The sequence below is a fragment of the Paraburkholderia sp. SSBN10T genome (assembly GCF_056619545.1).
The window spans coordinates 80926-101404 of sequence record NZ_JBWQQI010000008.1; the positions used below are offsets into that span (position 1 = coordinate 80926).

General features: G+C 65.0%; 17 protein-coding genes. 13 read left to right on the forward strand and 4 right to left on the reverse strand.

Annotation, left to right across the window (positions count from 1 at the left end):
- Positions 1 to 52 precede the first annotated feature (52 nt).
- From AC1ECK_RS14710 to AC1ECK_RS14725, 4 genes are all read right to left on the reverse strand, one after another.
- Positions 53 to 1096, reverse strand: a complete 1044-nt coding sequence (locus AC1ECK_RS14710) for a porin (protein WP_480320277.1) — start codon at positions 1094 to 1096, stop codon at positions 53 to 55.
- Positions 1097 to 1314: 218 nt separating this feature from the next.
- Positions 1315 to 2712 (reverse strand): uracil-xanthine permease family protein, encoded by a 1398-nt coding sequence (locus AC1ECK_RS14715; RefSeq protein ID WP_480320279.1) that lies wholly within the window; start codon positions 2710 to 2712, stop codon positions 1315 to 1317.
- Positions 2713 to 2874: 162 nt separating this feature from the next.
- On the reverse strand, positions 2875 to 4173 hold the full coding sequence (locus tag AC1ECK_RS14720; RefSeq protein WP_480320281.1) for an MFS transporter: 1299 nt from the start codon (positions 4171 to 4173) through the stop codon (positions 2875 to 2877).
- A 429-nt stretch (positions 4174 to 4602) separates the two neighbouring features.
- A complete protein-coding gene (locus tag AC1ECK_RS14725; protein ID WP_480320283.1) occupies positions 4603 to 5289 on the reverse strand; it encodes a GntR family transcriptional regulator in 687 nt (228 codons plus the stop codon).
- A 136-nt stretch (positions 5290 to 5425) separates the two neighbouring features.
- Here AC1ECK_RS14725 and AC1ECK_RS14730 point away from each other — a divergent pair, with 136 nt between their 5' ends.
- From AC1ECK_RS14730 to AC1ECK_RS14790, 13 genes are all read left to right on the forward strand, one after another.
- Positions 5426 to 5827, forward strand: a complete 402-nt coding sequence (locus AC1ECK_RS14730) for a carboxymuconolactone decarboxylase family protein (RefSeq protein ID WP_480320285.1) — start codon at positions 5426 to 5428, stop codon at positions 5825 to 5827.
- Between the two features lie 164 nt (positions 5828 to 5991).
- Entirely contained in the window at positions 5992 to 6786 is a 795-nt protein-coding gene (locus AC1ECK_RS14735; RefSeq protein ID WP_480320287.1) for an alpha/beta fold hydrolase, read from the forward strand.
- A gap of 113 nt (positions 6787 to 6899) precedes the next feature.
- Positions 6900 to 7598 carry an SRPBCC family protein gene (locus tag AC1ECK_RS14740; protein WP_480320289.1) on the forward strand — a complete coding sequence of 233 codons (699 nt, stop codon included), beginning with the start codon at positions 6900 to 6902 and terminating at the stop codon, positions 7596 to 7598.
- 30 nt (positions 7599 to 7628) lie between these two features.
- On the forward strand, positions 7629 to 8510 hold the full coding sequence (locus AC1ECK_RS14745; RefSeq protein WP_480320291.1) for an FAD binding domain-containing protein: 882 nt from the start codon (positions 7629 to 7631) through the stop codon (positions 8508 to 8510).
- Positions 8511 to 8529: 19 nt separating this feature from the next.
- Complete coding sequence (locus AC1ECK_RS14750) at positions 8530 to 9042, forward strand: (2Fe-2S)-binding protein (RefSeq protein ID WP_480320293.1); 513 nt, start codon at positions 8530 to 8532, stop codon at positions 9040 to 9042.
- A gap of 4 nt (positions 9043 to 9046) precedes the next feature.
- Complete coding sequence (locus AC1ECK_RS14755) at positions 9047 to 11413, forward strand: xanthine dehydrogenase family protein molybdopterin-binding subunit (RefSeq protein ID WP_480320295.1); 2367 nt, start codon at positions 9047 to 9049, stop codon at positions 11411 to 11413.
- Positions 11414 to 11478: 65 nt separating this feature from the next.
- Complete coding sequence (locus AC1ECK_RS14760) at positions 11479 to 12207, forward strand: enoyl-CoA hydratase/isomerase family protein (RefSeq protein WP_480320296.1); 729 nt, start codon at positions 11479 to 11481, stop codon at positions 12205 to 12207.
- 123 nt (positions 12208 to 12330) lie between these two features.
- Entirely contained in the window at positions 12331 to 13998 is a 1668-nt protein-coding gene (locus AC1ECK_RS14765) for a UbiD family decarboxylase (RefSeq protein ID WP_480320298.1), read from the forward strand.
- Positions 13985 to 14578: a UbiX family flavin prenyltransferase gene (locus AC1ECK_RS14770; protein ID WP_480320300.1), complete on the forward strand. Its 594-nt coding sequence runs from the start codon at positions 13985 to 13987 to the stop codon at positions 14576 to 14578. Before AC1ECK_RS14765 ends, AC1ECK_RS14770 begins: the two co-directional genes overlap by 14 nt.
- An 81-nt stretch (positions 14579 to 14659) precedes the next feature.
- On the forward strand, positions 14660 to 16132 hold the full coding sequence (locus AC1ECK_RS14775) for an NAD-dependent succinate-semialdehyde dehydrogenase (RefSeq protein WP_480320302.1): 1473 nt from the start codon (positions 14660 to 14662) through the stop codon (positions 16130 to 16132).
- Between the two features lie 122 nt (positions 16133 to 16254).
- The gene (locus AC1ECK_RS14780; protein WP_480320304.1) at positions 16255 to 17913 is read left to right on the forward strand and encodes a UbiD family decarboxylase; all 1659 of its coding nucleotides are present in this window, start codon (positions 16255 to 16257) and stop codon (positions 17911 to 17913) included.
- A 59-nt stretch (positions 17914 to 17972) separates the two neighbouring features.
- Positions 17973 to 19331, forward strand: a complete 1359-nt coding sequence (locus AC1ECK_RS14785) for an MFS transporter (protein ID WP_480320306.1) — start codon at positions 17973 to 17975, stop codon at positions 19329 to 19331.
- 51 nt (positions 19332 to 19382) lie between these two features.
- A complete protein-coding gene (locus tag AC1ECK_RS14790) occupies positions 19383 to 20420 on the forward strand; it encodes an XdhC family protein (RefSeq protein WP_480320308.1) in 1038 nt (345 codons plus the stop codon).
- The last annotated feature ends 59 nt before the right edge of the window (positions 20421 to 20479 follow it).

A 20479-nucleotide genomic window follows, 5' to 3' on the forward strand; every position in this document is an offset into this window, starting at 1 on the left:
TCCCGTGGAGCTGAATCAGCAGGTCTCGCGCGTCGTCGGTGCCGGCAGTCGGTCAGAACTGCGTGCGCAGACCACCTCCGATCGTGGTGCCGCTCGACATCCTGCTCGCGCGATCGGACAGCACCGCCGCATAGACGTCAGTGCGCTTCGACAGCGGATAGTCATACGAGAGCGCCCAGGTGTTGCGGTAAACCGAGCTATGGCCGGTACTCTTCGAATACGCGTCCGAGCCGAGAATCCTGCCGACGCCCACCGGGATCGCGAAGCCGATCTGGCCGGTATCGATGCCGACGTCGCCACTCGAGATCGAATCCCAGACGTGCTGGTACTGGCCGTACAGCTTCACGAAGTTCAGGTCGTACGACACGCCGAGGTTCACCACCGACTGCGTCGTCAGTCCCGATAGCACGGTGCCGAGGTCGCCGGCGTTCAGGCTGTACTTGATCTGCTGATATACGACCGACGTCGCGAAGCCGCCGTTGTTGTACGAGACCTGGCCGCTCCACTTGTTCTGGCCGAGATGACCCGGGTCGTTGCCGAACGAGTACATTGCGCGGCCGACGAGGCCGTTAAACGACGGCGAGGCGTAGTACACGGCGTTCCACCACTCGCCCGCATTGCCGAATACGCCCTGGCCGTTCACGCCGATATAGCTGTGCAACACGATCGGCGAGAACACGAATGAATTCCAGAAAGGGTTGAACGTGATGGTCGAGAACCACAGCAGCGGCGGGATCAGACCGGCAGTCACCGTACCGTATTGGCCGTTCGCGCCAACATACGCGTTACGCGAGAACAGGCCGTCATGCGGGAAGCCAGTGCGGCCCATCGAGCCGTTCTGGATATTGAAGTAGCCTTCAAGATCGAAGATGACCGTCGTACCGCCGCCGATATCCTCTGAACCGCGTAGGCCGAAATACGGCGCCGTCATGCCGCCGTTACCGGCGATCACGCTCGACTGACCGTTCATCGGCTTCTTGTAGCCGACGAACGCATCGACGAGCCCGTAGAGCTGCACGCTCGATTGCGCGTGGGCCGCCTCAGCGAACAGCGCGGCGCCAAGAACGAGCGCTTTCAACCCCAATTTTATTTTCATCTATGTCTCCTGCCCTTCCAAACCTGTGACTTATGGCTGCGAAGCGGAGCGCCTTCGCACACGTTGGCATGTGTCGAATCACGCCCCGAAGGCTTGCTCTCTTTATTGATACGCACTGCAAAATATAAAACCTGTATTGCCGACGTTTCTTCGATGTCTGTGCCCGGCGTCGAAGGGTCCGCTCGGGCAGCCGGCCCGGACGTGTTTTACGGCTGTACTTACGCCCGCTTCTGCGCGTGGGACGGCACGGCCGACGACGTGCTCGACGACTGCTTCTTCGAGCAAAGCAGCGAGTGCAGTACGACGAGCGTGAGACCGCCCGAGATCACCGGCTGCTGAAGCACGAGCTGGAGCATCAGCGGCATCGCATGGATGACTTCGGGTGAGATGAACAGACCGCCGAGGCCAACGAGAAACGCGAGCCCCGACGCAATCAGCCGGCGATCGTCCCACTCGACCTGCGCGAGAATGTGTACGCCGTGCATGAAGACGATGCCGAACAGCAGCGTCGCGGCGGCCGAGATCACCGGAATCGGCACGACGACGAGCAGCATGTCGAACTTCACGCAGCCGCCGAGTACGATCAGCAGGATGCCGGCAGCGAGCGTCACGAAGCGCGAACCGACGCGCGTCGCGCGCAGAATGCCGATGTTGTCCGGATACGCGATGGTGCTGAAGCCGCCCCACACCGCCGCGACGACCGAGCCGAGCGCGACGCCGAACAGCCCTTCTGACATACGGCCCGGACTCAGCGTCTCTTTGCCCCATTCCGCGACAGTCTGGTAGAGGGCCATCGATCCCATCCCGGCCGGAATCAGCACGAGCAGGAACACCGCGACGAGATCGGGGCGCACGCCGAAGCCGAATGGAAAGATGCGCGGCTCGACGACGAGCGGCGCAGCGGCCACCGCCGCGAACGAAACCGGCTGGAACAGCGTGTAGGCCAGCGTGCCGAGCGCGAGGCCGAGCAGGATCGCGACGCGACGCAGCCGGCGGCCGCCCCACAGCATCGCGAACACGATACCGGCGACCGCGACCGCGCCGGAAAGCAGGTTCACGACCGGAAAGCCGGGGCTTTTAGGACTGCCGATCCAGGTCGGCAGCGCGACGCTGGCGATCTGCACCACGATCAACATCACGATCATGCCGGAGATGATCGGCAGACGCAGATGCCGCGCGAACATGCCCGCCACGCTGCGTCCGCGGATCGGCACCGTAAGCAGGCACCAGATCAGCGAAGCGACGAAGAACGACCCGAATGCCGTACCGAGCCCGCCCGACTGCAAATGACCGACTGTCAGGAGCGCACCGAAGCTGCCTGCGTAGGGGCCCTGCGCGATCGGCAGGCGCAACAGCAGCACCGATTGCAGGATCGTGATGATCCCGCACGCCATGAAGGTCATCCCGTACAGGTACGCGATCTGCGGATCGGACAAATGAAATGCGCGGCCGAGAAGTCCCGGGAACACAAACATGCCCGTCATTCCGAAAACGTTCTGCAGCGCGAGCACGACCAGTTGCGGAAGTGGCAACCGCTCGTTGATTCCGACGTCGAAGACGCGCGCGGACGGACTTTCTGCGGTGGCCTCCCGGGTTGAAGCGCCGGGTTTCGGCATGTCTGTACTCAAGGTGAGTTCCATTAGACCAAAACAAAATTCTGTCTGACGACGCGGACTGAGACCGCGTCCGCTCCCGTTCCCTTCAAACGCCGTTGCACGAAGGAAACACCTGTATCGCTGGGGCAGACAACTCGCCCGCCCTGCAGTCTTCAGTGATCCTCAGTTGTCGAGCGGAACGCCCTTTGTCTCGGGACCGAACCAGATCGACACCATGCCAACGATAAAGAGCAGCGAGACCGCCGCCGATGCCGCCGGAAACGAACCAAACTTCGCGACCACCGCGTTGCCGGCGATCGGGCCGATACTTGTCAGCGCACGGGCCATGTTCCAGCAGAAGCCCTGCCCCGTCGCGCGAACGCGGGTCGGGAAGAGCTCTGGCAAATAAGCGGCGAACGTACCGAACGCGCCAATGACGAAGTAACCGTACAGCGGCATCAGCCACAGCACCCGGCCGATGTCATGCACCGTCATGAACAGCACGAGCGACACCACGAGCGACCCTGCCGAAAAGATGAAGTACGACATCCGCCGGCCGAGTGCGTCGAGCATCCAGATCAGCGTAAGGTAGCCGAGCGTCGCGCCGATCATCATGAGAATGAACGCGTAGCTGACCGTCCTGCCGATGTCACCATGATTGGCGGCCGCAGCCGACAACTGATGAATCCAGCTCGGCAGGAACGTGAGGCCACCCCAGCAGCCAAGCATGGCGGCCGACGAGACGACCACGCCGATGATTGTCTTGCGGCGCAGTCCCGGCGCGAAGATGGCGGTGAAAGTTTGCAGCGCCGATTCGGCGATGACGCTGTCGCGCACTTGCACCCAGCGTTGCGGCTCAGGCACGAAACGGCGCACGAGAATCGTGACGAGCGCGGGCGCGGCGCCCACGCCGAGCACGACGCGCCAGCCGAAGCGGCCGAGCAGGAGGTTGTCTAGCGCCGCCGCGAGAAAGCCGAACGCGAACGCCATCTGCATGATCTGCATGGCACGGGCGCGTTGCCGGCCCGGCCACGATTCGGCAACGAGCGCGGCCCCTGCCGCCCACTCACCGCCGATGCCGAAACCCGCCATCGCCTGCGCGATAGCAAGCTGGGGCCAGGTCTTCGAGAATGCGCTCAGCAGCGTGAAGGCCGCGTAGATGAGGATGGTCCAGCCCATGACACGCGAGCGGCCGAACCGGTCGGCGGCCACGCCGAACAGCACGCCGCCGATGCCCCACGTGAGCAGCTTGCCCGCAATGATGTAGCTGCCGATCTTGCTGATTTCGGTCGCGTCGGCGCTGTGCAGCAACTGGCCGACGCTCGGCACGAGCACGAGGGTGAAGAGATTCAGGTCCATCGAGTCGAACATCCAGCCGAGGAACGCCGAAATCAGCGCCAGCCACTGGTAGCGCGACAACCTGAATCCCTGTGGCTCAGCTGAAGCCACCGCCCCCGACTTGACGCCCTGCGTTATGCCCATTGTTCCTGTCTCCTGATCTGCCGCCGCAAAGGCGAGCGACTTACGTGATGCGGGTCGTCTCGCCCGATTTCATCATTTGGCGCAGTATAGCGTAAGGCAATTAGATTGCAATACAGATTATTGTATTACTGTATGGCAAACCCCTACCGATGTGCGGGGTCCACCGCGCGGCGTCGCAAGGGGAGGATCAGAAGAAACGGACGATTTCCGCAGCCCGTAGTCAGGCTAGATCCGGGCAAAAGAACGCTGCGGAAACCATGACGATGCGGACGAGGAGGTAAAAAAGAGCGCATCGACCTGCGTGCCGTTCGCCGGACCGGTCCGCAAGCCAACACGCAGCAACGCGAAGATTCCGCCTTCTTTCGTGCCCGACGTGTCGGGCACGAAAGAAGGCGGCAGAAGAGGTGTTTCAGGGGTGTTTCAGTTGACTCAGTCGGCGGCCTCTACGGCGAGCACTTTGACCGCGAGCCTTTCAGCTTGCTCGACATGCCGCTTGCACGCTGCTGCGGCCGCCTCGGCGTCATTGCGCATCACTGCGTCGACGATCGCCGCGATTTCGTCGTAGCTTTGCAGGAGGCGCCCTTCCTGAGAAAGCGTCGTCGCGCGCAGCATCATCACGCGCGTATGAACGAGACGCAGCATTTCAGTGAGTACCGGGTTGCCGGCGCCCTCGAGCATCACGTCATAGAACTGCGCCTTCTGTTTCAGGAAGAGCATGGTGCTCTCCTCGCCTGGCATGTCCCGTATCGACGCCAGCTCTTTCAACGCCTGCTTCAGCGCCACTCGCTGATCATCCGTCGCCCGCTCGGTGAACTGGCGGCCCGCCAGCGCCTCAAGTACCGCGCGCACTTCATAGAGACCTCTCGCCTCGTCTCCTGTCATCACGGAGACGATCGGACCTTTGTGCGGAATGATCTGCACAAGCCCCTCGGCCACCAGTTGACTCAGCGCCTCACGAACGAGCGTGCGGCTCACGCCAAGCATTTCGCACAGCTCGCGTTCGATCAGCCGGTCGCCCGGCTTGAAGGTCAGGTCGCTAATACACGAGCGCAATCCGTCAATCACCTGCTGACGCAGCGTCGCCACCGGCCGCACTACCAGTCTGTTGGTATTCATTCCATCCCTTTGCCATATGAATTGGAGAGCCTCGCCAAACTTCGTAATACAATCATATTGACATTCATTGGCGAAGCTCCGATACTGCCTCTCATTATACAATCCTACAACAGCTGCTTGAACCCGAAGGATACTCATGGAAGACATCACGCTAACGGAACGTCGTGCCATCGGCGCAAAGATCCGCAAGGAAGTGCTGGGCGCGAGCCACACGCAGAGCAACGCCAATCCCCATCTTTTCGACACCGTGTTCCTCGAGTACACGGAAGACGTTTGCTGGGGCAATGTGTGGAACCGCGCGGGCCTCACGCGCGCGACGCGCAGCATGCTGAACCTCGCGATGCTGGCGTCGCTCGGCCGCTGGCACGAATTCGAAGTGCACACGCGCGGTGCGGTGAACAATGGTGTGACGGAAGAGGAAATCGCCGAGGTGGTGCTGCAGGCCGGCGTCTACGCAGGCATTCCCGTCGCGGCCGAAGGGCTGCGTCGCGCGAAGGCTGTCGTGCTCGACCTGAAGGCGAAAGCCGCTGCTGCCTGAAGACGGCTCGCGGTTCGTGAAGACGCTCCGCGATCCGTCATCTCATCCCAGGCGCGCACGCCTGGTGGTCCAGAGGGTCGCAGGCGTTTCGCGCTGTGGGTTGCCGCCCCGGTAGCCGATCGCGCGAAGCACCTGCCGGCCCCCGCGCATTACCTGTATACGTCATGTCTCATTCAACTTTCTGCGAAATCCCAGCCGGCCGCATCGCCTACTCCCGTCGCGGGACGGGCCGGCCGCTGGTTCTGCTTCACCCGATCGGCGTCGATCGAAGCTGGTGGGACGAATACGTCGAGCATTGGGCCGCATCGTATGACATCGTCTCGCTCGACATCCGCGGCCACGGCGACTCCAGCGTCGTCAGCGCCCCCGTCACGCTCGCCGACCATGCGGCCGACGTCGCCGCGGTGCTGCGCCACGAACGCCTTACCGGTGCCACACTGATAGGCGTATCGATGGGCGGCATGATTGCGCAGCGTGTCGCGATCCAGTTCCCCGAGCTTGTCGGCGCGCTGATTCTCTGCGGAACGGCCGGCGGATTTCCCGACGAAGTGCGCCCGCGCATTCTTGCGCGCGGCGACATGAGCCGGCAAGGCTCGATGTCCGAAGTGATCGACGACACGATCACGCGCTGGTTCGCCGCCGACACGCCGCGCCCCGACCTCGTCCGGAAGTGTCGTGAGCGTCTCGCCGCCGATGACTGGTATAGCTGGAGCGCGAACTGGCAGGCGATCTCGCTGCTCGACAATCTCGGCGAACTGCCGGGCGTGTCGGCACCGGCGCTCATCGTCGCGGGCAATGCCGATGCGAGCATTCCGCCAGCGGTATCGCAGAAGATCGCCGACGCGCTGCCGAACAGCCGTTTCGTCGCGGTTCCGGGCGCGGCGCACTTTGGAGCGTTCGACATGCGCGAAATCTTTGCAGCGGTATTCGACGATTTCCTGTCGACCCTCGTTCAATGAAATGAAACGCGAGCCCGCCCGCGCGTTGGAACAGTTTCACGCGCCGCGCGGCTCAGTAGTGACCAGATAAGTGGAGCGGCGCCCGCACGGGCCGATCGCCCCAAGGAGGCAGTATGGCAATCACCATCCGTTCATCTTTCACCGTCGATGCACCGCCTGCGGACGTCTGGAAGACCATGATCGACATCGAACGGTCCGCACCGTGTTTTCCGGGAGCGGAACTCAAGGAACAGCAGCCCGACGGTAGCTACAAGGGCGGCTTCACCGTCAAGCTCGGCCCGCTCACGCTGAAGTTCGCGGGCAAATTCAAGATTGCTGAACAGAACGACGCCAACCGCACCGTCGTGGTGTCCGCAAGCGGCACCGACACGAAAGGCCGCGGCGGCGCCGATGCGCAGATCAACGCGGCCGTCACCGACGCCGGCGAAGGCAAGACGAAAGTCGACGTCGTCTCGGACGTGAACCTGTCGGGTACGGTCGCGCAGTACGGACGCGGCGCCGGGATGATCGAGGCGCTCTCGCAGCAACTGCTGAACCAGTTCGCCAAGAATCTAACCGCGCTCATCGAGGCAGACGCAGCGCACTCCGCCACGGCCACTCCGGCCGCCGCGCCGAACACCGCGAGTGAGCCGGGTGCGTCGAACACGACCGGTGAGCCGGATGCCCCGATACCGGCCACCGAAGCGCGCCGCCCGCCGCCCGCACCGGCGCCGGTCGTGCCTCTCGACGCCGGCGCACTCATGCGCAAGGCGATGTGGCAGTCGATCCGGAATTACTTCGCGCGGCTCTTCGGGATCAAGCAGCAGCACTGAAGAAGCCACCGCCGCACTATCGGAGCACGCATGAAACCCAGTGAATTCCAGTATCACGCGCCGACCACCGTCGACGAAGCCGCGCAGTTGCTCGGCACACTCGAGGATGCGCGGGTGCTCGCCGGCGGCCAGTCGCTGATGCCGATGATGAACTTCCGGTATCTGATGACGAGTCACCTGATCGACCTGAACGGCGTCGAGGCGCTGACCCGCATCGAGGAGCGCAACGGCCGCCTTCACATCGGCGCAATGGCGCGGCAGCGCGACATCGAACTGTCGCCGCTCGTCACGCAGCGCGCGCCGCTGATCCGCGAGGCGTACCAGCTCGTGAGCCACAAGCAGATCCGCAACCGCGGCACGCTCGGCGGCAGCCTGTGCCAGCTGGATCCGTCGTCTGAGCAGCCGTGCTTCACCGCCGCGCTCGACGGCGTACTGACGATCGCTCACTACGCGGACGGCGCAGTCACGACCCGCGAGCTGCCGATGTCCGACTGGGCGCTGATGTACATGACGCCCGCGCTCGAAGAAGGCGAACTGCTCGCCGGCATCTCGCTCGAGATCTGGCCCGAAGGCCATGGCTACGCATTCGAAGAGTTCGCGCGGCGCCATGGAGATTACGCCATCGTCGGCGTCGCGGCGCTCTGCACCGCCGATGCGCAAAAGCGCCTCGAGCGCGTTTCGCTGACGATCTGCGGCGTCGCCCCCGGCCCCGTGCGGATGCATGACGTCGAGACCGCCCTGCGCGGCCGCCCGATGGACGAAGACGCGCTGCACATCGCGAGCGACGCCGCACGCGCGCTCGACGTGATGACCGACGCGCACGTGAGTACCGACTACCGCCAGCATCTCGCCGGCGTCCTGACCGCGAGAGCGCTGAAGACAGCGTTCTCGCGCGTCGCAAGACACTCGTAAAGTGACCAAGGAGATGGACATGGAGACTCGTACCGTCAGAGTCGTCGTCAACGGCACCGCTTATGAATGCGAGGTCGAATCGCGTCGCATGCTCGGTGACTTCCTGCGTCACGACCTCAATCTCACCGGCACGCACTACGGTTGCGAGCACGGCGTATGCGGTGCCTGCACCGTGCTGATCGAAGGCCGCACCGCGCGCGCCTGCCTGACGCTCGCCGCCCAGGTGAACGGCCGCTCGCTGACCACCGTCGAAGGGCTCGCCCACGCGGACGGCACGCTCAACGAGCTGCAAAAAGCCTTCAGCGAAACGCACGCGCTGCAATGTGGGTTCTGTACGCCTGGCATGCTGATGACGCTGACCGAACTGCTGAACGAAACGGATGCGCCGACCGAAGCCGAGATCCGTGAAGCGATTACGGGCAATCTGTGCCGCTGCACGGGCTACCAGCCGATCGTCGCCGCTGCCCTGCTCGCCGCGCAGCGCATCCGCGATCAGCGTGCCGCTGCACCCGCGGCACAAGCAACGGAGTAACGCGATGGGAATTACCGACCTGAAAGGCGCCCCCACCGACCAGCGCTACATCGGCAAGCGCGTCATGCGCACCGAGGACAAGAAGCTGCTGCAAGGCCAGGGCTCTTACGTGGACGACCTGCATCTGCCGAACATGCTGCAGGCCGCGGTGCTGCGCAGCCCGCATGCACACGCGAAGATCGTCTCGATCGACTGCACGGCCGCTCGCGCACTCAAGGGCGTGCATGCCGTCTACACGCACGCGGACTTGACCGGCCGCGCCCGTGGCCGCGCGCCGTCGATGCTGCCGAACCCGGCGATCCGCTTCGAACGCACCCAGGAACTGCTCGCCTCGACGGAAGTCACGTTCGCGGGCGAAGCGGTGGCGTTCGTCGTCGCGGACAACCGCTATATCGCGGAAGACGCGTGCGGTCTGATCGAGATCGAGTACGACACGCTAGCCGCCGTCGCCGACTGCCGCGACGGACTGCGTCCCGAGTCGCCGCTCTGCCACACCGACGCGCAAGACAACGTCGTCGCGCATATCGAAATGGGTTTCGGCGACATCGACGCAGCCTTCAAGGATGCGCCGCATGTCGTCGAGGAAACGTACTGGCAGAACCGCGGTTCCGCGCATCCGATGGAGACGCGCGGTTATCTCGCCGAATATCACCCGACCAACGGCGAGCTGACCGTCTGGTCGTCGGGTCAGGCGCCGCATCACGAGAAGAAGAACCTCGTCGAGCTGCTCGAGTGGGATGCCGAGAAGCTGCGCGTGCTGATGAACGACGTCGGCGGCGGTTTCGGTCCGAAGCTGCCGTTCTATCCGGAGGAGGCGCTCGTCGCGATCGCGGCGGTCGCGCTCAAGCGTCCCGTCAAATGGATCGAGGACCGGCGCGAGCACTTCCTCGCCGTTACGCAGGAGCGCGACCAGTGGTGGACCGTGCGCATGGCGCTCGACACCAACGGCAAGATTCGCGGCGTAAAGCTCGAGATGGTGCATGACAACGGCGCGTTCCTGCCGTGGGGCATCATCACGCCGTACATCTCGATTACGACGACGCCGGGCCCGTACGTGATTCCAGCGATGGCCGCAAAGCTCGATGTCGTCTACACGAACAAGTGCGCGACCTCGCCGGTGCGCGGCGCAGGCCGTCCTCAGGCGGTGTTCGCCATGGAGCGGATTCTCGACAAGGCCGCGCGCGCACTCGGCATGGACCGCGCGGAGCTGCGCTGGCGCAATCTGATCCAGCCGGAGCAGATGCCGTATGACGCGGGCTTCATCTATCGCGACGGCAGCCCGCTGCGTTACGACAGCGGCGATTATCCGGCCTGCCAGAAAGCCGCGCTCGAGCGCGCGAACTACGCGAGCTTCGCCGCGCGCAAGGCCGAGGCGCGCCGCCAGGGCCGCTTCGTCGGCATCGGTATGGCGAGCTTCGTCGAAGGCACCGGCATGGGCCCGTTCGAGGGCGCGACGGTGCGCGTGCAGGCGAACGGCCGCATCGTCGTGATCACCGGCGCATCGCCGCAAGGCCAGGGCCACAAGACGACCTTCGCGCAGATCTGCGCCGAGCAGTTGAACGTGCCGCTCGAAACGATCGACGTCATTACCGGCGATACGGGCGGCATCTCGATGGGCGTCGGTACGTTCGCGAGCCGCGTGACGGTCAATGCCGGCAACTCGGTCTACATCGCCGCCCAGGCGGTGGGCGCGAAGATGCTCACGCTCGCCGCCCACCTGTGGAAGTGCGAAACCGGCGAACTCATGCTCGTCGAGGGTCACGTGGCGCGCCGCTCGGGCATCGAGCAGCGCATGAGCTACGGCCAGCTCGCGAAGATCTCGCAGGGCATGCCGGGCTTCACGATGCCCAAAGGCCTCACCGCCGGCCTCGAGGAAACGAAATACTTCTCGCCCGCGCAGTCGACCTATTGCAACGGCACCGCCGTCGTCGAACTCGAAGTGGATCGCGAGACCGGCCACATCACGATCCTCAACTACGTGATGGCGCACGACTCGGGCAAGCTCATCAATCCGATGATCGTCGACGGCCAGGTGATCGGCTCGGTCGCGCACGGCATCGGCAACGCGACGCTCGAATGGATGCAGTACGACGAGAACGCGCAGCCGACCACGACGAACTTCGGCGAATACCTGCTGCCGATGGCGACCGACGTGCCGAACATCGACATCGTGCACCTCGAAACGCCGTCGCCGCTGAACCCGCTCGGCGTCAAGGGCGCGGGCGAAGGCGGCACGATTCCGGCCGCGGCGGCGATCGTCTCGGCGATCGAGGATGCGCTCTCGGAATACGGCGTCGAATTCACCGAAGCGCCGCTCGTACCGCAGCGCGTATTCCAGAAACTCAAGGAGGCCGGCGCCTACGCGCGCTGACCTGCGCGGGCGCCCGCTCATCGCCGGCGCCAATCCCCTGTTTTCATTGTTAGGACCTCTTATCCATGACGACCGAATTCACCGCAGCGCTCCACGATTCCGAATACCGGATCACCCTTGCCCAGCCGGAGCTCGGCAATACGCTGACGCTCGACGCGATGCGCGCGCTCGCCGCCGAGATCCGCAAGGCCGGCCGCGACAGCGCCGTGAAAATCATCCGGATCCGCGCGTCCGGCGCCGCGTTCTGCCGCGGCCGCGCGGTCAGCGCGCCGCCCGCCACGCCGCCGACCTCCGCGCAGTTCCGCCGCAACGTGGCCGAGCCGATTCTCGACGTCTACCGCGCGATGCACGAAAGCGAAGTGCCGCTCGTCGCCGAAGTGCAAGGCGATGCGGAAGGTTTTGGCTGTGCGCTCGTCACCGCGTGCGACATGGCCGTCGCCTCGGACAGCGCACGCTTCAGTCTCCCCGAGCTGCAAAAAAACCTGCCGCCGACGCTCGTACTGTCCGTACTGCGCCACAAGGTGCCGCCGAAAGCGTCCGCGCACATGGTTTACCTGACCGAGACCATCGACGCCGCGAATGCGCGCGAGTGGGGCATCGTTGCCGAAGTCGTGCCGGGCGCGAGCCTGAGCGAGCGCGCGGATGCGATGGTCGCCTCGATCTGCACGCGTGACCGGATCGCCATCGCGACGCTGAAGACGTACTTCCGCGAGATCACGATTCCCGACTTCTCGCTCGCGAGCGAAGTGGCGGGAGCCTCGCTCGCCAACGCAATGACGTCGATGCGCCGCTGATGCGCCACCGAAGTGCCGTGGCGCCACAGGCGCGCGGCACGTGCGAAACGGATCGAACACGCAGGGCAACACTTCAAGCAACAAGGGCGCCGCGCAACGCGGCGCTACACGGGACTTCTAGCCATGGCTGATCAAGACACCACTTCCACGTCTTCCGCGAACCCCGGTTACGCGGACCTGCACGAACACATCGCGCGCCTCGAAGCGGCAGGTTTGCTGTACCGGATCGACGAGCCCGTCAACAAGGACACCGAAATGCATCCGCTCGTGCGCTGGCAGTTCCGCGGCGGCATCCCGGAGGCCGAGCGCAAGGCGTTCCTCTTCACGAATATCGTCGACAGCAAGGGCCGCAAGTACGACATTCCGGTCATCGTCGGCGGCATCGCCGCGAATCCGGAGATCTACCGGATCGGCATGAACGTGCCGTCGCTCGACGACATCGGCGACGCCTGGAACCGCGCGATCGACAATCCGGTGCCGCCCGTCGTCGTTGCAAGCGGCCCCGTGCATGACATCGTGATCGAAGGCCGCGATCTCGAAGGTCCGGGCAACGGACTCGAAGCGCTGCCGCTGCCGATCTCGACGCCGGGCTTCGATGCCGCGCCGTACATGACGATGACCGGCGTGATCTCGCGCGACCCGGAAACCGGCGTGCAGAACATGGGCACCTATCGCGGCCACCTGAAGTCGGCGACGCGTCTCGGCATGATGATGCTCGTGAACCTGCGCGCGGGCGGTCTCGACCACTGGCGCAAATACGCGGCGAAGGGCGAGAAGATGCCGGTCGCCATCGTGCTCGGCGCACCGCCCGTCGTCGCGTTCCAGGGCCCGCAGAAGCTGCGCCCGAACGTCGACGAGCTGAGTGTCGCAGGCGGCCTCGCCGGTGCGCCGATCCGCGTCGTCAAGGGCCGCACCGTCGATCTGCTGGTGCCGGCCGAGGCGGAAGTCGTCGTCGAGGGTTACGTCGATCCGCAGTACCTCGAACCGGAAGGTCCGTTCGGCGAAAGCCACGGCTACGTCGCGCTCGAGGATTACAACCTCGCCATCGAAGTCACGGCGATCACGCGCCGCAAGGACGCGGTGCTGACCTCGATCATCTCGCAGGTCACGCCGTCGGAGTCGAGCGTCATCAAGCGTCTCGCCTACGAGCCCATGTTCCTGCGCCACCTGCGCGATCATCTCGGCATTCGCGGCATCAAGAAGGTGTCGCTGCACGAGCCGCTCACGAACCTGCGCCGCTTCGTATTCCTGCAGTTCGAGCGCGGCGCGAAACGCACCGAGGTCTGGCGCGCGCTGTACGGCACGATGTCGCTGCAGGCCGCGATCGGCAAGTTCGTGATCGCCATCGACGACGACATCGATCCGGATAACGCGGACGCCGTGTTCTGGGCAATGGGCTACCGCTGCAATCCGGTCGAGGACGTGAAGCTGATTCCGTACCGCGAGGCGGGCCACGGTCCGCGCTCGGACCACGCGAGCGGCCTCGATTCGGCCATGCTGATCGACGCGACGATGAAGGCACCCATGCCGCCGCTCGCGCTGCCCAAGAAGGAATACATGGAGAACGCCAAGGTGCTGTGGGAACGCCTCGGCCTGCCGAAGCTGAAGCCGGAGTCGCCGTGGTACGGCTACTCGCTCGGCGACTGGACCGAGGAATGGGACCGCAACGCCGAGCAGGCGACGCGCGGCGAATGGATGCAGCGCGACGCGTCCTACCAGGCGCGCCGCAGAAGCGGCGTCGAACCGAATTCGCCGGTGCGCGGCATCGAGGGCGATCGTGGCGACGAATAACGGCACTCCGGAACGGATCATCGTCGGTATCACCGGCGCATCCGGCGTGATCTACGGGATTCGCGCGCTCGAACTGCTCGCCGAGGCGGGCGTCGAGACGCATCTCGTGATCAGCAAGGCCGCCGAACTGACGATGACCTACGAAACCGACATCCGCGCGGCCGATCTGCGCACGCGCGCATCGAAGTGGTATACGCCCGCGGACATCGGCGCGGCCATTTCCTCGGGCTCGTTCAAGACGAAGGGAATGCTGATCGTGCCGTGCTCGGTGCGCTCGATGAGCGAGATCGCCACCGGCATCACGAGCTCGCTGATCAGCCGCGCGGCCGACGTCGTGTTGAAGGAGCGCCGGCGTCTCGTGCTCGGCGTGCGCGAAACGCCGCTGCACGGCGGACATCTGCGCACGCTCGTGCAGCTCTCGGACATGGGCGCGGTCATCGCGCCGATCGTCCCGGCGTTCTACTCGAAGCCGCAAACGATCGCCGACATCGTCGATCACACGGTTGGCCGCATGCTCGATCTGTTCGACATCGAAACCGGTGTGGTCAAGCGCTGGAAAGAGCAGCAACAGGAGCCGTGACGCACGCGCCGCCCCGCTTTCACCAACCCCTCACAGGCCCGCCGCGCAGCGCGCGCCGGCCGGCCGCTCTTTGCGATGATCATGACTGAATCCAATCCGCTTTCCCGGCTCGCGGACCCGAGCCTGTTGCGCACGCTCGCCTATGTCGACGGCGCATGGTGCGGCGCCGACGATGCGCGCACGTTCGCCGTCAACGATCCCGCCACCGGCGAGAAGATCGCCGATGTGCCGCTCATGACCGGCGCCGAGACGCGCCGCGCGATCGCAGCCGGCGAACGCGCGCAGCGCGGCTGGCGCGCGCTCACCGCGGCGCAGCGCGCGGCGGTCCTGAAGCGCTGGCACGCGCTGATGGTCGCGAACACCGACGACCTCGCGACCATCATGTCGGCCGAGCAAGGCAAGCCGCTCGCCGAAGCGAAAGGCGAGATCGGTTATGCGGCGTCGTTCATCGAATGGTTCGCCGAGCAGGCCAAACGGATCGACGGCGACGTGCTCGCCTCGCCGGCCGCCGACAAGCGGATGCTGGTGACGAAGGAGCCGATCGGCGTCTGCGCCGCGATCACGCCGTGGAACTTCCCGGCTGCGATGATCACGCGCAAGGTCGCGCCCGCGCTCGCCGCCGGCTGCGCGATGATCGTCAAGCCCGCTGAAGCCACGCCGCTGTCGGCGCTCGCGCTGGTCGAACTCGCGCATCGCGCGGGCGTGCCGGCCGGCGTGTTCAGCGTCGTCGTCGGCGATCCGCGCGCGATCGGCGCGGAGATGACCAGCAACCCGATCGTGCGCAAGCTCTCGTTCACGGGCTCGACGCCGGTGGGCCGGACACTGATGAGTCAGTGCGCGCCGACGGTCAAGAAGCTTTCGCTCGAACTCGGCGGCAACGCGCCGTTCATCGTGTTCGACGATGCCGACCTCGATGCGGCAGTCGAGGGCGCGCTCGCCTCGAAGTACCGGAATGCCGGTCAAACCTGCGTCTGCACGAACCGCTTCTACGTGCAGGACAGCGTGTACGACGCGTTCGCCGAAAAATTCGCTGCGGCGGTCGCCCGCATCAAGGTCGGCAACGGCTTCGAGAGCGGCGTCACGCAAGGCCCGCTCATCAACGAGGCCGCCGTCGAGAAGGTCGAAGCGCATATCGCCGATGCGGTGGCACACGGCGCGCGCGTGCTCGCCGGCGGCAAGCGTCATGCGGCCGGCAAGCTCTTCTTCGAGCCGACCGTGGTGGATGGCGTCACGGCGTCGATGCGCTTCGCGACCGAGGAAACCTTCGGCCCGGTCGCCCCGCTGTTCCGCTTCCGCGACGAGCACGAGGCCATCGCGACAGCGAACGCCACCGAGTTCGGTCTCGCCGCCTACTTCTACAGCCGCGACATCGGCCGGATCTGGCGCGTATCCGAGGCGCTCGAATACGGCATGGTCGGCATCAACACCGGCCTGATCTCGAATGAAGTTGCGCCGTTCGGCGGCGTCAAGCAGTCCGGCCTCGGTCGCGAAGGCTCGAAGTACGGCATCGAGGAATACCTCGAAATCAAATACCTGTGCATGGGTGGCATCTGAGCGACGCCGCTTCGGCAGCCCGGCCACCGACTGCCAGTCGCGTTGACACTCGTAGTATCGCCATGCAATCATACAATCACACTGATACACTCACTTGCTGAGTCTCACATTTAGGAGACGGAATGTCCTCATCGCCTCAGAATCTCTCGCGAACGGCAGCCGACGGCGCCCCGCGCGACTTGCAGGAACACATCGCCCGGCTGGAAGCCAAGGGGCTGCTGACCCGCATCGAGCGGCCGATCAACAAGGATACGGAGCTGCACCCGCTGGCGCGCTGGCAGTTCCAGGGCGGGCTGCACGAAGATCAGCGCCGCGCGTTCCTGTTCACCAACGTGGTCGACGGCGACGGCCAGACTTATGACATCCCGGTGCTGATCGGCGGGCTTGCCGCCTCGCCGGAGATCTACGCCACCGGCCTGGGCTTGCCGGTCGAGCAGATCGGCAAGGCCTGGACGGAGGCGATCGCCGAGCCGGTTCCACCCGTCATGGTGGCGCAGGCGCCCTGCCAGGAGGTGGTGATCAGCGGCGCGGCGCTGCAGGAAAAAGGCTTGTCGCGCCTGCCGGTGCCGGTTTCCACGCCCGGCTTCGACGCGGCGCCCTATCTGACCGCGACGCTCTGCGTGACCAAAGATCCCGAGAGCGGTGTCCAGAACATGGGCACCTACCGCGCCGCGCTGAAGTCGGAGAACCGGCTGGGTGTGCGCATGGCGAGCCGCCTGTCGGGAGCCGGAGGTTATCTCCACTGGGAGAAATATCGGGCCAAGGGCCAGCAGATGCCGTGTGCCATCGTGCTGGGCTGCGCGCCCGCCGTGCTGTTCACCGGGCCGCAGAAGCTCCAGATCGACCAGGACGAGATGGCTGTCGCCGGCGGCCTGATGCGCGCGCCGGTCGAGGTGGTGCGCTGTAAAACCATCAATCTCGTCGTTCCCGCCGATGCCGAGATCGTGATCGAAGGCCTGATCGACACCGATGCGCTGGAGCCCGAAGGCCCGTTCGGCGAAAGCCACGGCCACATCGCGCTCGAAGACTACAACATGTCCATGCACGTCACCGCGATCACGATGAAGAAGAAGCCCGTCTTCGTCTCGATCATCAGCCAGGTCACGCCCAGCGAAAGCTCCGTGCTGAAGAAAGTGGCGTATGAGCCCTTGTACCTCGAGCATCTGCGCAAGGTGATGGGCGTGCGCGGCATCGAGCGGGTGGTGATGCACGAGCCGCTGACCAACCTGCGCAAGGTGATCTTCCTCCAGTTTGCGCGCGGCACGCCGCAGGCGGAGGTCTGGCGCGGCCTGCAAGGGGCCGCGACGCTCCAGGCGCAGTGCGGCAAGCTGGTCATCGCGGTCTCCGAGGATATCAACCCGGAAAATGCCGATGCGATCTTCTGGTCGCTGGCCTATCGGGCCGACTTCACCCATGACCTGCATGTGACGCCCTATCGCGCCAGCGGTCACGGCCCCAAGTCCGGTCGCGCGCCGCTCGAAAGTACGCTGCTGATCGACGCGACGCTGAAGCACGCGATGCCGCCGCTGGCCCTGCCGAAGGAGCAGTACATGAGCGCGGCACGCAAGATCTGGGAAGAGCTGGGACTCCCCGTCCTCACACCGCAGCCGCCATGGCATGGCTATCACCTGGGCGACTGGGACAAGCGCTGGGATGAGTATGCAGAAGCGGCTACCTCCGGCGGCTGGCGCGAGACGGGCGAGCGGACCTGGGCCAACCGGCGCGGCGGCGTGAAGCCGGAAACGCCAGTACGCGATGCCTCGGGCAGCCACAGCGAGTGAGCGCCAACGCGCCAGTCGAATGTGAACAACCCCAGGAGCCTAGGCATCCGGAGACCGACATGACTCAAAAGAATACCGTCGATATCGCCCAGATCGTCGAGACGCAGGAACGAAGCTGGTTCACCGTGACCCTCTTCGTTCTGTGCGCCCTCGTCATGCTGGCGGACGGCTTCGACAATCAGGCTTTGAATTACGCCGCCCCCGGCATCATCAGGGAATGGGGCATCAACCGGGCCCTGATGACGCCCGTGTTTAACATCAGCATCGTCGGCTGGATGGCGGGTTCGGTCGTCTTCGCCATGCTGGCCGACCGCATCGGCCGGCGGCGTGCCATCCTGCTGGCGACCGCGCTGTTCGGCGGCTTCACTTTCGCCGTGCCGTTCGCCCACAATCTGGTCGAACTGTCGATCCTGCGCTTTTGCGCCGCGCTCGGCATCGGCGGCGGCATGCCGATGGCGGTCTCGCTGATCACGGACTATGCCCGCTCGGGTAAGCGGGGGTTGATCATTACCCTCCTCTATCTCGGCTACACCGCCGGCTCGTCCGGCGGCGGCCTTCTCGCGGCGGAGATCATCCCGGCATACGGCTGGCGCTCGGTCTTCTATCTCGGTGGCGCCGGCGCCGTGGTGGCGCTCATCATCCTGTTCGCCGGACTGCCTGAATCGATCCGCTACCTGAGCCTGCGCAACCCCACCAGCGAGCGCATCCTGGCCTATGCCCGCAAGCTGAAACCTAGCGCGCAATTTGCGGACGACACGCGCTTCATCATCCAGGAGCAGGCGCGCACGGGTGTGCCGGTGCGGCACCTCTTCACCGAGGGCCGTTCGGCCATGACCGCCTTCCTGTGGCTCGCGCTTGGCTTTTCCTTCGTCACCCACTTCTTCCTGTCGCAGTGGATGACGACGCTGCTGACCGACGAAATCGGCTTCGCCAATGCGGCCCGCAGCCAGGCCCTGTTCCAACTCGGTGCCGGCTTTAGTTGGTTCTTCGGCTGGATGATCGACAGGAAGGGTGTACGGGTGATGACGTTGACGATGATCCTCGGCGCCATTCCGGTGGCGGCCATCGGGCTGGCCGTCGGTACCGGCGCCGCTCTCACCATGGTGATGGCGCTGGTCTCGGGTCTGCTGGTCCTGGGTGGGAATATCGGCCTCAATGCCATTTCGAGCATGATCTATCCGACCTTCATCCGCTCGACCGCGACCGGCGCCTCCTTCGCGGTGGCGCGCATCGGCGCCATCGTCGGCCCGCTGCTCGCCGGTGTCCTGATCGCCATCGGAACGCCGATCGGAACGATCTTTCTTCTCGGTGCGTTGCCGTTGCTGGCGGCCGGTGTCGCCTGCTTCATGCTCAACAGAACCATCACGCCGGAAGCAGCACGAGAAATGTCCTTGCGCTCGGCGCTGTCGCGACACTAACGGGTTTTTTCCGAAGCCCGGGTTATGGTCAGGCAACCACTCGATATTTTCATGGATAGCGTCAATCTCGAAGTGCTGAAGGCGAGCGTTCGCTGGATCGAAAGCGGCCGTCGCGTGCTGCTCGTCACCGTAGTCAGGACGTGGGGTTCGTCGCCGCGGCCCGAAGGGGCCATGCTGGCGATCTGCGAGGACGGCTCGGTGGTCGGCTCGGTATCCGGCGGCTGCATCGAGGACGACCTGGTCGACCGCGTGCGTCGGCTCGGCATCGAGCAGACGCGCCCGGAAGCCCTCAAATACGGCATCTCCGCCGACGAGGCGCACCGCTTCGGCTTGCCGTGCGGCGGCACGATCGAGCTGGTGCTCGAACCGCTGACGCGCGCGAGCGGCATCGACGATTTGTGCCGCCGGGTGGTTGCCGGGCAGCTCGTCGCGCGCTCGCTCGACATGAAGAGCGGCGCGGCGCGGCTCATGCCGGCGCACTCGACCGACGGCGTCGATTTCGACGGGCGCCGGCTCCTGACCGTTCACGGTCCGCGTTACCGGATGCTCGTGATCGGCGCCGGACAACTCTCGAAGTATCTTTGCCAGATCGCGCTCGGGCTCGACTATCAGGTGAGCGTCTGCGATCCGCGCGAGGAATACACCGACGTATGGCATGTGCCGGGCACGACGCTCGTGCGCACGATGCCGGACGACACCGTGCTGGACATGAAACTCGACGAGCGCTGCGCCGTGATTGCGCTCACGCACGATCCGAAGCTCGACGACCTCGCGCTGATGGAAGCGCTCAGAACGCCCGCGTTCTACGTCGGCGCGCTGGGTTCCCGCCGCAACAATGCCGCGAGACGCGAGCGGCTCGCAACGCATTGCGATCTTCGCAAAGACGAAGTTGCCCGGTTGCGCGGGCCTGCGGGTATTTATATCGGCAGCCGCACGCCACCGGAAATCGCGGTGTCGATACTCGCCGAGGTGACGGCGGTCAAGAACGGTGTGGCATTGCCGGAGGCATTCCGGGTCGAAGAGGCAAAAGCTGCGCTGGATGTCGCGATGAATGAACTGACGGGTTGCGCCGTGGCTGAGCATCATTGATTTGCGCAGATAGCGAAGATTCCGCCGTTCAAGGCGCGAGCGCGGGGGCGCGACACGCA

What these genes read in the sequence shown, in the direction of transcription:
- AC1ECK_RS14760 (WP_480320296.1), top strand. Translation starts at nt 11,479, where the DNA reads ATGACGACCGAATTCACCGCAGCGCTCCACGATTCCGAATACCGGATC.
- AC1ECK_RS14715 (WP_480320279.1), bottom strand. Translation starts at nt 2,712, where the DNA reads ATGCCGAAACCCGGCGCTTCAACCCGGGAGGCCACCGCAGAAAGTCCG.
- AC1ECK_RS14790 (WP_480320308.1), top strand. Translation starts at nt 19,383, where the DNA reads ATGGATAGCGTCAATCTCGAAGTGCTGAAGGCGAGCGTTCGCTGGATC.
- AC1ECK_RS14750 (WP_480320293.1), top strand. Translation starts at nt 8,530, where the DNA reads ATGGAGACTCGTACCGTCAGAGTCGTCGTCAACGGCACCGCTTATGAA.
- AC1ECK_RS14775 (WP_480320302.1), top strand. Translation starts at nt 14,660, where the DNA reads ATGACTGAATCCAATCCGCTTTCCCGGCTCGCGGACCCGAGCCTGTTG.
- AC1ECK_RS14720 (WP_480320281.1), bottom strand. Translation starts at nt 4,173, where the DNA reads ATGGGCATAACGCAGGGCGTCAAGTCGGGGGCGGTGGCTTCAGCTGAG.
- AC1ECK_RS14710 (WP_480320277.1), bottom strand. Translation starts at nt 1,096, where the DNA reads ATGAAAATAAAATTGGGGTTGAAAGCGCTCGTTCTTGGCGCCGCGCTG.
- AC1ECK_RS14785 (WP_480320306.1), top strand. Translation starts at nt 17,973, where the DNA reads ATGACTCAAAAGAATACCGTCGATATCGCCCAGATCGTCGAGACGCAG.
- AC1ECK_RS14735 (WP_480320287.1), top strand. Translation starts at nt 5,992, where the DNA reads ATGTCTCATTCAACTTTCTGCGAAATCCCAGCCGGCCGCATCGCCTAC.
- AC1ECK_RS14740 (WP_480320289.1), top strand. Translation starts at nt 6,900, where the DNA reads ATGGCAATCACCATCCGTTCATCTTTCACCGTCGATGCACCGCCTGCG.
- AC1ECK_RS14765 (WP_480320298.1), top strand. Translation starts at nt 12,331, where the DNA reads ATGGCTGATCAAGACACCACTTCCACGTCTTCCGCGAACCCCGGTTAC.
- AC1ECK_RS14780 (WP_480320304.1), top strand. Translation starts at nt 16,255, where the DNA reads ATGTCCTCATCGCCTCAGAATCTCTCGCGAACGGCAGCCGACGGCGCC.
- AC1ECK_RS14730 (WP_480320285.1), top strand. Translation starts at nt 5,426, where the DNA reads ATGGAAGACATCACGCTAACGGAACGTCGTGCCATCGGCGCAAAGATC.
- AC1ECK_RS14725 (WP_480320283.1), bottom strand. Translation starts at nt 5,289, where the DNA reads ATGAATACCAACAGACTGGTAGTGCGGCCGGTGGCGACGCTGCGTCAG.
- AC1ECK_RS14745 (WP_480320291.1), top strand. Translation starts at nt 7,629, where the DNA reads ATGAAACCCAGTGAATTCCAGTATCACGCGCCGACCACCGTCGACGAA.
- AC1ECK_RS14755 (WP_480320295.1), top strand. Translation starts at nt 9,047, where the DNA reads ATGGGAATTACCGACCTGAAAGGCGCCCCCACCGACCAGCGCTACATC.